The following is a 13,754-nucleotide window of genomic DNA, read 5'->3' on the forward strand; positions in this document are numbered from 1 at the left end:
CAGCAGAGTCGCGCCAGACTACCGGCTGCCGGACGCGGCGGGCGCCTCCAGGAACAGGGCCTGGACCAGGTCCGTCGCCCACCGCAGCAGGTCCTGGTCGCGCAGCGGACGGCCGCCGATCGGGGCGGTCTTCGGCGCCGGGACGAGCAGGGTGTCCGTCGAGGGCTTGAGGATGCTCTTCGGGTAGAGCCGCTGCAGCCTGACCTGCTTGGAGTCGGGCAGGCGCGCCGGGGTGAACTTGATGAAGTTGCCCTGGACGGTGACGTCCGCGAGCCCGGCACGGCGCGCCTTCGTCCGGAACCGCGCCACTTCGAGGAGGTTCAGCACCGGGACGGGCAGCGGCCCGAACCGGTCCTTCAGCTCGTCGTGCACGGCGCCGATCTCGTCCTCGGACGTGATCGCGGCGATGCGGCGGTAGGCGTCCAGCCGGAGCCGCTCCCCCGGGACGTACTCGTGCGGCAGGTGCGCGTCGACGGGCAGCTCGACCCTCGTCTCGACCGCCTCCGGCGCGCGGCCGCCCTCCTTCAGATCCCGGACCGCCTCCCCGACCATCCGGACGTACAGGTCGAACCCGACGCCCGCGACGTGCCCGGACTGCTCGGCGCCGAGGATGTTGCCCGCGCCGCGGATCTCCAGGTCCTTCATCGCGACGTACATGCCGGCGCCGATCTCGGTGTGCTGCGCGAGCGTCGCGAGGCGCTCGTGGGCCGTCTCGGTGAGCGGCTGCTCCGGCTGGTAGAGGAAGTAGGAGTAGGCGCGCTCCCGGCCGCGTCCGACGCGTCCGCGGAGCTGGTGGAGCTGCGACAGGCCGTACATGTCGGCGCGGTCGACGATGAGGGTGTTGGCGTTCGGCACGTCCAGGCCGGACTCGACGATCGTGGTCGCGACCAGGACGTCGTAGTTCTTCTCCCAGAAGTCGACCATGACCTTCTCTAGCTCGTGCTCGTTCATCTGGCCGTGCGCGATGCCGATCCGCGCCTCCGGGACGAGCTTCGCCAGGTTCGCCGCCACCTTGTTGATCGACCGGACCCGGTTGTGCACGAAGAACACCTGGCCCTCGCGCAGCAGCTCGCGCCGGATCGCCGCGGCGATCTGCTTCTCCTCGTACGGGCCGACGAACGTCAGGACGGGGTGCCGCTCCTCCGGCGGGGTCAGGATCGTCGACATCTCCCGGATGCCGGTCAGGCCCATCTCCAGCGTCCGCGGGATCGGGGTCGCGGACATCGCGAGGACGTCCACCTGCGTCCGGAGGCGCTTCAGCTCCTCCTTGTGCTCGACGCCGAACCGCTGCTCCTCGTCGATGACGACCAGGCCGAGGTTCTTGAACCGGGTCTGCGACGACAGGATCCGGTGCGTGCCGACGATGACGTCGACGGTGCCGTCCGCCATGCCGCGCAGCGTCTCGTCGATCTCCTTGTCGGACTGGAACCGGCTGATCGGCTTCACCACGACGGGGAACGCCGCGAACCGCTCGCTGAACGTCGACATGTGCTGCTGCACCAGCAGCGTCGTCGGGACGAGCACCGCGACCTGCTTGCCGTCCTGGACGGCCTTGAACGCCGCCCGCACCGCGATCTCCGTCTTGCCGTAGCCGACGTCGCCGCAGATCAGCCGGTCCATCGGGAGGGGCTTCTCCATGTCGAGCTTGACCTCGTCGATGGCGGCGAGCTGGTCGGGCGTCTCCACGTACGGGAACGCGTCCTCCAGCTCCCGCTGCCACGGGGTGTCGGGGCCGAAGGGGTGGCCTGGGCTCGCCATCCGCGCCGAGTACAGCCGGATCAGCTCCCCGGCGATCTGCTTGACGGCCTTGCGGGCGCGGGACTTGGCCTTCTGCCAGTCGGCGCCGCCGAGCCGGTGCAGGCTCGGGGCCTCGCCGCCGACGTAGCGGGTCAGCTCCTCGAGCTGGTCGGTCGGGACGAACAGCCGGTCGCTCTTGGCGTACTCCAGGATCAGGTACTCGCGGGTGGCGCCCTGCACCGTCCGGCTGACCATCTCGACGTACCGTCCGACGCCGTGCTGCTCGTGCACCACGTAGTCGCCGGCCTTGAGCTGCAGCGGGTCGATGCCGCCGCGCCGCCGCGACGGCATCCGCCGCGCGTCCTTGGTGGACGACTTCTGCCCCGACAGGTCGGTCTCCGTCAGCACCGCGAGCTTGATCGACTCCCAGGTGAAGCCGTTCTCCAGCAGGCCCGTCGTGACGATGACGACCGACGGCCCGGGCGGCCCGGCGAGATCGTCGAGCCGCGCGCCGACGCCCTCCTCCCCGACGAGCTGGACGAGCCGCTCCGCCGGACCGTGCCCGGCGGTGACCATCACCACGCGCCAGCCGCCGTCGATCCAGCCCTTGAGGTCGCCGACGACCCGCATCGTGTCGCCCCGGTACGCCTCCGCCGGCTGGACCCCGAGATTGAGCGCATCGCCCTCGGGGTTGAGCGCTGTCACGCTCCAGCGGGGCAGGCCCAGCTCCCTGCTGTGCGCGCGGACCTCCTCCAGCGACCGGAACGCGGCGGCGCCGAGGTCGATCGGCGCCTCTCCCCCGGCCGCGGCGTTGACCCAGCTCGCCTCCAGGAACTCCTGGCTCGTCCGGACGAGCTCCTCCGACCGGGTGCGGATCCGCTCCGGCTCGCACACCAGCAGCGCCGAGCCGTCCGGCAGCAGGTCGGTGAGCAGCTCCATCCGCTCGGCGAGGACGGGCGAGAACGCCTCCATGCCCTCGACGGTGTCGCCGTCCGCGATCCGGCCGAGGATCTCCTCCAGCGCCGGATGCTCCGCGGCGAGCGCCCTCGCGCGCTCGCGGACCCGCTGCGTCAGCGGCAGCTCGCGGCACGGCGGCGCCCACAGCCCGTCCTGGGCGACTTCGAGCGAACGCTGGTCGGCGGCCTTGAAGTAGCGGATCTCCTCGACGGTGTCGCCCCAGAACTCCACCCGGAGCGGGTGCTCCTCGGTCGGCGGGAACACGTCCAGGATGCCGCCGCGCACCGCGATCTCACCGCGCTTCTCTACCAGGTCGACGCGGTGGTAGCCGGCCTCCACGAGGCTGCGGACGGCGTCGTCCATGTCGGCGTCCTCGCCGGAGACCAGCCGGACGGGCTCAAGGTCGGCGAGCCCGGACACGATCGGCTGGAGCACGGCGCGGATCGGCGTGACGACGACGTCCAGCGCCCCGCCCTTGCCCGCACTGGCCGCCCCCTCCTCGGTGGGCGGGCCGCCCGCGCCCGGGTGGACGAGGCGGCGCAGCACGGCGATGCGCTGCCCGACCGTGTCGGAACGCGGCGACAGCTTCTCGTGCGGCAGCGTCTCCCACGCCGGGAAGTGCGCGACGCGGCCCGGGTCGAGCAGGCTCGACAGCGCCGCCGTCAGGTCTTCGGCCTCGCGTCCCGTGGCGGTCACCGCGAGGACGACGCCGTCATGGGAGCCGCCGACGCGGCGGCTCAGCGCCGCCGCCAGGATCGGCCACAGGGCCGGCGGCGCGACGATCTCCTGATCCGTCTGCGCCGTCGTGAGAGCGCGCTCCAACCCGGGATCGGTGCACGCGAGATCAACAAGTCCAGAAAGCGTCATCATCGCCGTTTCGTCGCCGGAAGCAGGGCAGCCCGAAAACCCGGAAATCCGCGCGGATCCCCGGTGCCGGGTTCCAGGGTACGCGCCGCGGCGGACTCTCGTCCGGACTCCGCCGCAGCTCACGGACGGGACGAGCCCGGGACGAGCATCGCAACGCAGCGCGACACGGCCATTACCAAGAATAGGCAAATAGCGGACGGAACGCAGTCGAGCGATTACGCTGCGATACCGTGACCGATCTGCGTACGCCGCCGGTCAGCGACGGCGATCTCTTCTCGCAACGCGCTCGTCAGTACGCCCTAGAGAAGCCCCTGCAGCGGATCCACATCCTGGAAGCGGGCTGCGGCTGGGGTACGGGCTTGGACCTCGGCGGCCGCGAGCACCACGTCACGGGCGTCGACGCCGACTCCCCTGAGCTGCGCGCCCACACGTGCGACCGGACCGACCTGGACGCCTGGCATCTCGGCGACCTGCGGACCGTGCCGCTGCCGCCGCGCGCCTTCGACATCGTCCACGCCTCGTACCTGATCGAGCGGGTCCCGCACGCCGAGCTGGTCCTCGACCGGTTCGTCGCCGCGCTGAAGCCCGGCGGGCTGCTGCTGGTCCGCCTGCGCGACCGCAACACCGCGTACGGCTTCCTCGACCGGACGCTCCCGGCGTGGATGCACGTCGGCAATCGCCGGCGGCGCAAGCTCACGCGCCCTGGGCGAGGCCCGCGCGGCGCGCACGCCCGCGTCCCGGACGCGCCCGGCTCAGGCGCGCCCGCCTCCGGCGCGTCCGAGCCGGGCAGGGAAACCGAGACCGTCAGCACGGCGGAGAACCGGCGGCCGGTGTTCCGGACGATCCCGCCCCCGGCGGTCTACGACCGGGTCGCGTCGCGGTCGGGCATGCAGTGGTACTGCGTCATGCGCGGCCTCGTCGTGGCCGAGGAGTACACGTCCCGGCAGGCGATCAAGGCCCTCGGGGCCGGAACCGGCCTCGCCGAGCTGCTGTGCCGGCTGGTCTCGGTGATCACCAGGGGCCGGCTGCCCGCGGACCACAGCGAGGTCACGCTCGTGATCCGCAAACCCGAGAACCGTTTCGCCAGGGTTATCTGACCCCCGTCCACAGGCGGGGCGATGGTGCGTGCGTCCGGCCCGGCGCAGTACTTTTTCCTGCGGAAACTCCATTCACACGGTTCAGCCGGCGCCGCGCCCTGAGCGGCGGCGGCGACGCAAGATCGGAGATCGCGGTGACCGCCGAGCCCGGCCTGCCCGACACGCTGCGCGACCTGCCCGCCTGGACCCCGGGCCCGGTGGAGCTCGCCGACCTGGAGCTGGTCCTCGCCGGCGTGTACCGGCCGCTGACCGGGTTCCTCGGCTCCTACGACACCGCCATGGTGATCGCCGGCGGGCGGCTGGCCGACGGGACCCCGTGGCCGGTCCCGGTCACGCTGTCCGTCCCGAAGGAGCTGACCGACCAGGAGCGGATCGTCCTGCAGGATCCGGAGGGCGTGCCGGTCGCCGTCCTGCGGGTCGAGGAGGCCTGGCAGGACCCGTCCAGCCGCGACTGGCGGCTCGCCGGGCCGCTGGAGGCCCTCCGCGCCCCAGCCCACGGACCGTTCCACGGCCTGCGCCGCCGTCCCGACGAGCTGGCTGCCGCCGAAGGGAACGTTCTCGCAGCGTCTCCCGAGGAGGGGCGACCCTCCGCTCCCCCCGTGAACAAGCTCGCGGTGGCCGTCCGCGAACCGCTGCACCGCAAGCAGCTCGGCCAGCTGCGGCAGGTCGCCGAGCAGCTCGGCGCCAAGTCCGTCCTCGTCCTGCCGCTGCTGGGCGGCGAGCACGACGAGTCGCTCGTCCGGGCCCTGCTCGGCGTCCGCAAGGAGCTGCCGGACGGCGCGCAGATCATCCCGGTCCCGCTTCCGGCGCGCGGAGGCGGCGCGGACGCGGGCGTCCAGGAGGAGCGGGACGTTCTCCTGCACGCGCACGTCGCCGCCGCCTACGGCGCCACGCACCTGCTGTTCGAGCGCGAGGTGGACGACACCGCGATCCCGGTGGTCGTGCCGGAGCCGTGGGCCTACGACGCCGACGTCGAGGTCTGGCGGCCGGTCGCGCGCATCGAACCCGACCACGTCCAGGCGGAGCTGACCCAGGAGCGGCTGAACGAGCTGCTGGACGCGGGCGAGCCCGTCCCCGACTGGTTCACCCCGCCCGCCGTCGCCGCCGAGCTGGCGCTGGCGCGGCCGCCGAAGCTGTCGCGCGGCATCACGGTGTTCTTCACCGGCCTGTCGGGCTCGGGGAAGTCGACGGTCGCGCGCGGGCTCGCCGACGCGCTGATCGAGCGCGGCGGCCGGACGGTCACGCTGCTGGACGGCGACGTCGTGCGGCGGATGCTGTCGTCCGGGCTGACGTTCTCGCGCGCCGACCGCGACCTCAACATCCGGCGCATCGGGTTCGTCGCCGCCGAGATCACGCGGCACGGCGGCACCGCGATCTGCGCGCCGATCGCGCCGTACGCGGCGACCCGCGCGGAGGTCCGGCGGATGGTGTCGGCCGTCGGCGACTTCATCCTCGTGCACGTCGCGACGCCGCTGGAGGAGTGCGAGCGGCGCGACCGCAAGGGCCTGTACGCCAAGGCCCGCGCGGGCGTGATCCCCGAGTTCACCGGCATCTCCGACCCCTACGAGGACCCGGACGACGCCGACCTCACGCTCGACACGTCCCGGATGACGCCGGACGAGGCGGTCGCCAAGGTCCTCGATCTGCTGGTGGACGGCGGCTGGGTACGCTCCGCATAGACCTGGGTACGGAAACGCTACAAATCCCGAACCGAGGGGTTCGGCAGGGGGATACCAGGGTTAGCAGGTCTGGATGACCTCCTTTACCCTGATGGACGAGTTTCCCGACAAACCAGGTAGGTCATGCCGATGGACTTCGATTGGACGATGGCGCTGGGCTCGTTCCTCGTCGCCATCATCGTCGGGCTGACCGGCATGGGCGGCGGCGCACTGATGACGCCGATGCTCGTGACGTTCTTCGGGGTCAGCCCGCTCGCCGCAGTGTCCAGCGACCTGGTGGCCGCCGCGGTGATGAAGCCCGTCGGCAGCGCGGTGCACTACCGCCAGGGCACCATCGACATGCGGCTGGTCGGCTGGCTGTGCGCGGGCTCGGTGCCGGCCGCGTTCTCCGGCGTCCTGCTCGCGCGTGCGCTCGGCCACGGCGGCGAGGTCGAGGACATCATCAGCAAGGCCATGGGCGTCGCGCTCATGATCGCCGCCGCGGGCCTGGTCTTCCGCGGCTACCTGTCCCGCCGCGCGAGCACCACCCCCAACGCCAAAGAGAACTCCGACGAGAAGGGCCGCGGGAAGGCGCCGAAGGTCACGGTGCGTCCGGTGCCGACCGTGGTGGTCGGCGCGATCGGCGGGCTCGTCGTCGGCATCACCTCGGTCGGCTCAGGCTCGCTCATCATCGTCGCGCTGCTGGCCCTCTACCCCGCGCTGAAGGCCAACCAGCTCGTCGGCACCGACCTGCTCCAGGCCGTCCCGCTGGTCTTCGCGGCCGCAATCGGCCACCTGCTGTTCGGCGACTTCCGCATGGAGGTCACGGCCGCGCTGCTCGTCGGCTCCGTCCCCGGCGTCTATCTCGGCTCGCGGATCTCCTCGCGCGCTCCCAGCGGGATCATCCGCCGCATCCTGACGATCGTCCTGGTCGCGTCCTCCCTGAAGATGTTCGGCCTGGGCGCCGTCCCGATGGCGTGGACGATGACCGCCCTCATCGCCGTCTCCGCCGCCGTCTGGCTCGTCCTCCGCCACCGCACCGCCCGCGACCTCCGCGCCGCGGCCGACCCGGTGACGGCGCCGCCGGACGAACTCGTCCGCTGAGCACCGGAAATAGCCCGAAACCCGACCAGAAGCCCGGCACGCACCAGTACGGTGGTCCCCTGCCGTTCGTCCTGAGCACCCCGCCCTGAGCATGAAGGACCGCCATCCGTGATGCCGCACTCCCTCCGGCGCGTCCAAGTCGGGCGAGTCCGCCGCCTGACGCTCGCCGTCCTGGCCGCCTGCGTGGCGCTGTTCGCCGCCCCCGGGCTGCCCGCCGCGCGGGCCGACGTGAACCCGGCCCAACTCGCCGACGCGCTCATGTCGTACGACGCGCTCTACGTGGCCACCGGTACGGGGAAGTGGGACACCGACACCACGCTGGACTACCTCCGCAAGGCGATGGGCGACAAGAAGCTGCCCGTCTACGTCATGGTGCTGCCGAAGAGCAAGGACCTCCCGGACGCCGCGTCCCAGGACGGACTGCTGAAGCAGGTCGCCCAAGAGGTGGGACGGTCCGGCACGTACGTGCTGCTCACCGGCACCAGCCTGCGGGTCCACTCGACGTCCCTGAGCCCGGCTACCGCCGCCCGGCTGATAGAGCAGGCGCGTAGCCAGGGCGGGAAGAACCAGCTCAAGGTGATGGGGAACCTGATCCGCGCCGCGGGCACCGCCCCGCAGGAGACCTCGGCCCCCGGCCCGGCCGCGAACGGAGGCCGCTACATCCCGCCCGTCAAGAAGGACGATTCCGGCTCGATGGGCACGGTGCTGATCGTGGCCGGCATCTGCGTGGTCGCCGCGGCCGCCGCGGCCGGGGTGCTGCTGATGCGCCGCCGCAAGCAGACCGCAGGAGGCGACGCCGCCAAGCCCGGCAAGCACACCGGAAAGCCCGGCACACCCTCCGGCCCCAACCCCGCCAACGCCCAGCCCGCCGGCAACGCGCAGCCCGGCAACGCCCAGCCCGCCGCCGGAAAGCCCGCCGACTCGAACGCCGCCGGCGCCGCGCCCGCGCCGAACGGCGCCAAGGCGAACGGTGCGCCACAGTCCACCCCACCGCAGTCCACCCCGCAGGGCGGGAACGGCCCCGTGAAGGACGCCACGACGCCCGAGAAAGGGTGATCGTTTACCTGGCGGGTTTCTCGGCGAAACAGGGTCCCCCAGCGGCCTTCGTTCAATTCATGGCACCGGACGAGTCAAGGTAATGTAACTTCGGCCGACACTCTCGTTCGGCTCAATGGCATACGTCCGCTCGGCCCGCCGACCGACGCCCGCCGACCGACGATCGAGGGAGACTCCGGAACATGGATCCGTCATCCCGGCCGGACTCGATAGAGATCACCGACTATCCGGCGATCCTGCGCCGGCGCTGGCGGCTTGTCGCCCTCGCCGCGGCCGCCGGGCTGGCCGCGGCTTTCGCCCTCGTGTTCGTGTCGCCGAAGACCTACTCCTCCCAGGCGTCGATCCAGGTGACGCAGACCGGCGCCGAGGACGCCCCGTCCAACGACCGCGGCGGTGGAGCCAACCTCGACACCGAGGCGCAGATCGTCAAGTCGACGGAGGTCGCGGTACGGGCCGGGCAGCTGCTGAAGTCGACGGAGAACCCGCGGGCGCTGTCCGACCGGGTCACCGTGACGGTGCCGCCCAACTCCACCATCCTCACCGTCGCCTACGACGGCCCCTCGGCCACCGCCGCCCGCGACGGCGCCAAGGCCTTCGCGCAGGCGTACCTGGACAACCGGACGGCCACCGCGCGCGGCAAGCTCCAAGCCGACATCAAGAACGCCACCGAGCGGCTCGACAAGCTGACCACGCGGCTGCAGGAAGTCGTCGCCGCGCTGCGGCTGACCACCAAGGGCAGCGCCGCGCGGGCCAGCGCGCAGAACCAGCAGCGGATCATCACCGGTGAGATCCAGGCGCTGAACGAGCGGCTGGCCACGACCAACATCAAGGCCAGCAACATCACGCCGGGCACGGTCATCACCGGGGCGTCGCTGCCGGACACGCCGTCCAACCCGAACCCGCGGCTGTACCTGCCCGCCGGGCTGATGGCCGGGCTGCTCATCGGGCTGCTGATCGCGGTGCTGCGCGACCGGGCCGACAAGCACATCCGCCACCCGCAGGACATCGAGCGGACCACCGGGCTGCCGGTGCTGATGACGACGCCGTTCGGCCGCCGCGAGGTCTCGCTCGACCTCCAGCTCGGCCGCAGCCGGATCGGGCAGAGCTTCAACCAGCTCGCGCACCTGGTCACCGCCACCCTCGGCCACGGCAACCACGTCATCCTCGTGACCGGCGCGGCGTCCGGCGTCGGTCCCGGCGTCGTCGCCGCCAACCTCGCCGCCGCGTTCGTGCGGACCGAGTCCAAGGTGATGCTGGTGTGCGCGAACCTCGACTCCAGCGCGTCCGCCGACCTGCTCGGCGTGCCGCCGGGGCCCGGCCTGGCCGAGGTCCTGCTGGAGCAGGAGGACCTCGCCAAGGTCGCCCGCGTCTCGCCGCGCGTCCCGAACCTCCGCGTCATCACCTCGGGCGTCGACGTCGACATGGCGTCCGAGCTGCTGCAGCGGCGCAACATGGACCGGCTCATCGAACGGCTCCGGCGGACGGTCGGCTACGTCATCATCGAGACCGCGTCCACCACCGTCAGCGCGGACGCCCAAGCCCTCGCCGACGCGGCGGACGCCGCGCTGGTCGTGGTGGAGATCCCGCTGACCAGGCATGACGACGTGGCGCTCGGGCTTCGCCAGCTGGAACGGATGGGCACCGCGGTGCTCGGCGCCGTCGGCGTGCCCGTGCAGGGCGAGCCGAAGGCGACGCCGCAGCCGCCCCCGAAGCGTCCCACGCCCGCCGCGATGCGCCGCTCCGCCGCGTCCGCGCCGGCGATCGAGCCCGGCCCGCCCGAGCCGCGCGGCGCGGCGGCGTCGCCGCGGTCGTCCGCCGAGACCCGCCACTCCCGCCGCCGGGCGCCCGGCGGACGCGACGCCCGCGAGGCGCGTCCCGCCCGCGAGCGGACGGACGGCGAGGACGAGCGTAAGCGCTTCGAGAACAGCGACACGCTCAGGTTCAAGCCCGCCGACGTGTTCGACAAGCCGCCGGCCGACAAGCGCGTCGCGGAGAAGCCCGCGGCCGACAAGCTCACCCGCGAGACGCCCGCCGGTGAGAAGCCGTCCGGCGGGAAGCACGCCCAGCCCCAGGACGACCGGCTCCCCGACGAGCTCGGCGGGGAGAAGACCAAGGGCATCCTCGAGGCGCTCGACCCGACGGCCTCGCCCAACGGGAAGACGCTCCCCGACACGACGTGGCGGCGCTAGCAGGCCAGGCCATGCACCCGCCCAGCACCGGCCTCGCCGCACCCCCCGCAGCCGCCCCTCCCCCGGCCGCGCCCCCCGCAGCCGCGCCACTCACAGCCGCGTCACCCACAGCCGCGTCACTCGCAGCCGCGTCACTCGCAGCCGCGCCTCACCCGGCCGCCCGCACTTCCGCCGCCCTCACCCCGACCGCCCTCACCCCGGCCGCCCTCGCCCCGGCCGATCTCACCTCGGCCGTTCACGCCCCGGCCGTTCACGCCCCGGCCGTTCACGCCCCGGCCGTTCACGCCCCGGCCGTTCACGCCCCGGCCGTTCACGCCCCGGCCGTTCACGCCTCGGCCGTTCACGCCTCGGCCGTACTCGCTTCGGCTGCTTTGCCATGATCGTCGATCTGCCGCGGGAAGGGCGGACGTCCGCGCGGCCTCTGAGTTCGGTGCCCGAACCGGCCGCTGGGAAGCCGGGGCGGCCGCTTCCCGCCTGGCCGCTGTACGCGCTGTTCGCGATCTACCCGGTGTGGTGGGCGCTCGGCATGACGTCGATCATCTGGGCCCTCGGCGCGGCCCCCATGGCGTGGCTGCTGATGCGCAAGCGGCGGATCCAGGTCCCGCCCGGCTTCGGGATCTGGGTGCTGTTCCTCGTCTGGGCCGTCGCCGGGGCCGCCTCGCTCGGCCTCGTCGCGCCCGGCACCATGCCGAACTCCGGCGGCTTCCTCGGCTTCGCCCAGCGCATCGTCCTGTACACCGCCGCGACGGTCATGTTCCTCTACATCGGGAACCTCACCGAGGAGCGGATGCCGCTGCGGAGGCTCGCGCGGCTGCTTGGCCTCCTCGGGATCGTGACGGTGATCGGCGGCGTCGCGGGCATCCTGTTCCCGGACGTGAGCTTCGCCTCCCCGGTGGAGATGCTGCTGCCCAAGTCGATGACGTCCAGCAAATGGGTCGAGGACATGGTCCATCCGGGCCTCGCCCAAGTGCAGGACGTGCTCGGCGAGACGTCCAACGCGCGTCCCAAGGCGCCGTTCGAGTACACGAACATCTGGGGCAACAACCTCGTCGTCCTCATGGTGTGGGTGTTCGTCGGCTGGTGGGCCACCGGCTCCCGGGGCGCGAAGTGGGGGGTGGCGCTGCTCGCCGTCGTCGCCGCGATCCCGACCGTCTACTCGCTCAACCGGGCGATGTGGCTCGGGATCGTCATCGCGGTCCTGTACGTCGCCGTCCGGCTGATGCTGCAGGGGCGCCTGTTCGTGCTCGGGGTGCTGGCGCTCGGCCTGATCGTCGGGATGCTGGTGTTCGCGCTGTCCCCGCTGAGCACCATGGTCAAGGCGCGCGCCGAGAACGGACACAGCGACAACATCCGGTCCACGCTCGCGCTGCGGTCGGTGGAGGCGGCGGCGAGCTCGCCCGTCCTCGGCTACGGGTCGGGACGCGCCCTGCGCGGCAGCCCCTCGTCCATCGCCATCGGCCGCACGGCGAACTGCGAGCAGTGCGGCAACTCCACGGTCGGCAGCACCGGGCAGCTCTGGCTCCTCCTGATCTCCAACGGTTTCGTCGGGACGGCGCTGTTCTTCGGCTTCTTCATCCATTCGCTGTGGCGCTACCGGCACGACCGAACCGCGTACGGCATCGGCGGCTCCCTCGTCGTGCTGCTGTCGTTCTGGTTCAGCACCGCCTACACGTCCGCGGGGTCGCCGCTGTCGCTGACCTTCGTCAGCCTTGCCCTGCTGTGGCGCAGCGACCAGGCGCGCCGCCAACGAGAGATCGGGTGATCGACAGGTGGGAACCTCCGACGGCACCGCGTCCGCGGTGTCGGGCCGCGCCCGCTACGTGGCGGAGATCGCGGCGCTGCTGTGGCCGCCGCCGCGGCACGTCACGACCGGGTCCGGCGGTCCGCCCGCCGGTGCGGGACGGCCCGTCCGCGAGTACCTGCTCGTGCCGCACGCGCGGGAGCCGCGGCTGATGCTGCCCGCGCCGGGGCGTCCGGGCGCGGCGGCGGTGCTCGGGTTCAACAAGGACCGTTCCCGCAAGGCCGGCCTGCTGTCGCACGCGCTGGCGATCGGCCTGCGGAGCGGTGTGGGCGGCCCGCTGCTGCGCGACCGCGTCCGCGTCTACGACACCGGCGCGCCCGCGTCCACGCCCGCGGACGAGGCGATCGCCGACGCACCGGACATCGAGGGGTATCTCGGACGCGTCCTCGGCGCCGAGGTGATGATCGGCCTGCACATCGGCCCCGACCGCGCGAACCGCAAGCCGGTGGCGCAGGTCCTCGACCGCGCCGGGCGGACGATCGGCTACGCGAAGATCGGCGTCAACGAGCTGACCCGCGAGCTGGTCAGGGCCGAGCGGACGGCGCTGGAGAAGCTCGCGAAGCATCCGATGCCCACGGTGCGGGTCCCGTCGATCGCGCACACCGGCCAGTGGAACGGGCTGGAGATCCTCGTCCTGGACCCGCTGCCGGTGTGGTCGCGGCACTCGGCGCTCAGCCATGACCGCATGACGGCGGCGGTCGCGGAGGTCGCCGAGGTCGACGGCGTCGAGCGGCTGGCGCTCACCGCGGCCCCGTACTGGGACTCGCTCCGGTCCCGCGCCGCGGCGCTCGACAGCGACGCGGGACGGGAGATCACGGCGGCGCTGGACCGTGTCGCGGAACGCGCGGGCGACCGCGTGCTGTCGTTCGGCGCCTGGCACGGCGACTGGACGGCCTGGAACATGGCCGCGCTGCCCGACCAGATGCTCGTGTGGGACTGGGAACGCTTCGGGACGGGCGTCCCGGTCGGTTTCGACGCCGTGCACTACGTGACGCAGGACGCCATCACCGAAGGCGGCGTCGATCCCCGGCAGGCCGCCGACGAGGGCATGGCCGGGGCGCCGAAGACGCTGGCGCCGCTCGGGCTCACGCCGGACGAGGCGACGCTCGCGGCCCTGCTGTACTTCGCCGAACTCGGCACCCGCTACCTGACCGACCGGCAGGACGAGGCCGGCGCGAAGCTGGGACGTCTCGGCGCCTGGCTCCTGCCGGTGCTCACGTCCTGGTCGGACCGCGTGAGCTGAGCAGCACGGCGGACAGCTGAACGGCTGAGGGGCGGGCCATCATCT

8 protein-coding genes are annotated in these 13,754 nt (G+C 72.5%); 7 read left to right on the forward strand and 1 reads right to left on the reverse strand.

Going from position 1 to position 13,754, the window contains the following annotated elements; genetic code table 11:
• Window positions 1-18 precede the first annotated feature (18 nt).
• Entirely contained in the window at window positions 19-3,561 is a 3,543-nt protein-coding gene (gene mfd / locus ACH35V_RS26545) for a transcription-repair coupling factor (protein WP_395976300.1), read from the reverse strand.
• A 230-nt stretch (window positions 3,562-3,791) separates the two neighbouring features.
• On the opposite strand from mfd, the gene ACH35V_RS26550 reads away from it, so the two are divergent.
• The 7 genes from ACH35V_RS26550 (at window position 3,792) to ACH35V_RS26580 (ending at window position 13,709) form a co-directional block, all read left to right on the forward strand.
• Window positions 3,792-4,658 carry a class I SAM-dependent methyltransferase gene (locus ACH35V_RS26550; protein WP_395976043.1) on the forward strand — a complete coding sequence of 289 codons (867 nt, stop codon included), beginning with the start codon at window positions 3,792-3,794 and terminating at the stop codon, window positions 4,656-4,658.
• Between the two features lie 134 nt (window positions 4,659-4,792).
• Window positions 4,793-6,337, forward strand: a complete 1,545-nt coding sequence (gene cysC, locus ACH35V_RS26555) for an adenylyl-sulfate kinase (RefSeq protein WP_395976045.1) — start codon at window positions 4,793-4,795, stop codon at window positions 6,335-6,337.
• Between the two features lie 129 nt (window positions 6,338-6,466).
• Complete coding sequence (locus ACH35V_RS26560) at window positions 6,467-7,420, forward strand: sulfite exporter TauE/SafE family protein (protein ID WP_395976047.1); 954 nt, start codon at window positions 6,467-6,469, stop codon at window positions 7,418-7,420.
• Between the two features lie 111 nt (window positions 7,421-7,531).
• Window positions 7,532-8,476 carry a hypothetical protein gene (locus ACH35V_RS26565; RefSeq protein ID WP_395976049.1) on the forward strand — a complete coding sequence of 315 codons (945 nt, stop codon included), beginning with the start codon at window positions 7,532-7,534 and terminating at the stop codon, window positions 8,474-8,476.
• Window positions 8,477-8,658: 182 nt separating this feature from the next.
• Window positions 8,659-10,665, forward strand: a complete 2,007-nt coding sequence (locus tag ACH35V_RS26570; protein WP_395976051.1) for a Wzz/FepE/Etk N-terminal domain-containing protein — start codon at window positions 8,659-8,661, stop codon at window positions 10,663-10,665.
• 376 nt (window positions 10,666-11,041) lie between these two features.
• The gene (locus tag ACH35V_RS26575) at window positions 11,042-12,427 is read left to right on the forward strand and encodes an O-antigen ligase family protein (RefSeq protein ID WP_395976053.1); all 1,386 of its coding nucleotides are present in this window, start codon (window positions 11,042-11,044) and stop codon (window positions 12,425-12,427) included.
• A gap of 7 nt (window positions 12,428-12,434) precedes the next feature.
• Window positions 12,435-13,709, forward strand: a complete 1,275-nt coding sequence (locus ACH35V_RS26580) for a hypothetical protein (protein ID WP_395976055.1) — start codon at window positions 12,435-12,437, stop codon at window positions 13,707-13,709.
• Window positions 13,710-13,754: the final 45 nt, after the last annotated feature.

The organism is Actinomadura sp. 1N219 (assembly GCF_044326405.1).
Lineage (GTDB): Bacteria > Actinomycetota > Actinomycetes > Streptosporangiales > Streptosporangiaceae > Spirillospora.

Coding starts and splice junctions, on each gene's coding strand:
- ACH35V_RS26570 (WP_395976051.1), top strand. CDS start 8,659: ATGGATCCGTCATCCCGGCCGGACTCGATAGAGATCACCGACTATCCG.
- ACH35V_RS26565 (WP_395976049.1), top strand. CDS start 7,532: ATGCCGCACTCCCTCCGGCGCGTCCAAGTCGGGCGAGTCCGCCGCCTG.
- mfd (WP_395976300.1), bottom strand. CDS start 3,561: ATGACGCTTTCTGGACTTGTTGATCTCGCGTGCACCGATCCCGGGTTG.
- ACH35V_RS26575 (WP_395976053.1), top strand. CDS start 11,042: ATGATCGTCGATCTGCCGCGGGAAGGGCGGACGTCCGCGCGGCCTCTG.
- ACH35V_RS26560 (WP_395976047.1), top strand. CDS start 6,467: ATGGACTTCGATTGGACGATGGCGCTGGGCTCGTTCCTCGTCGCCATC.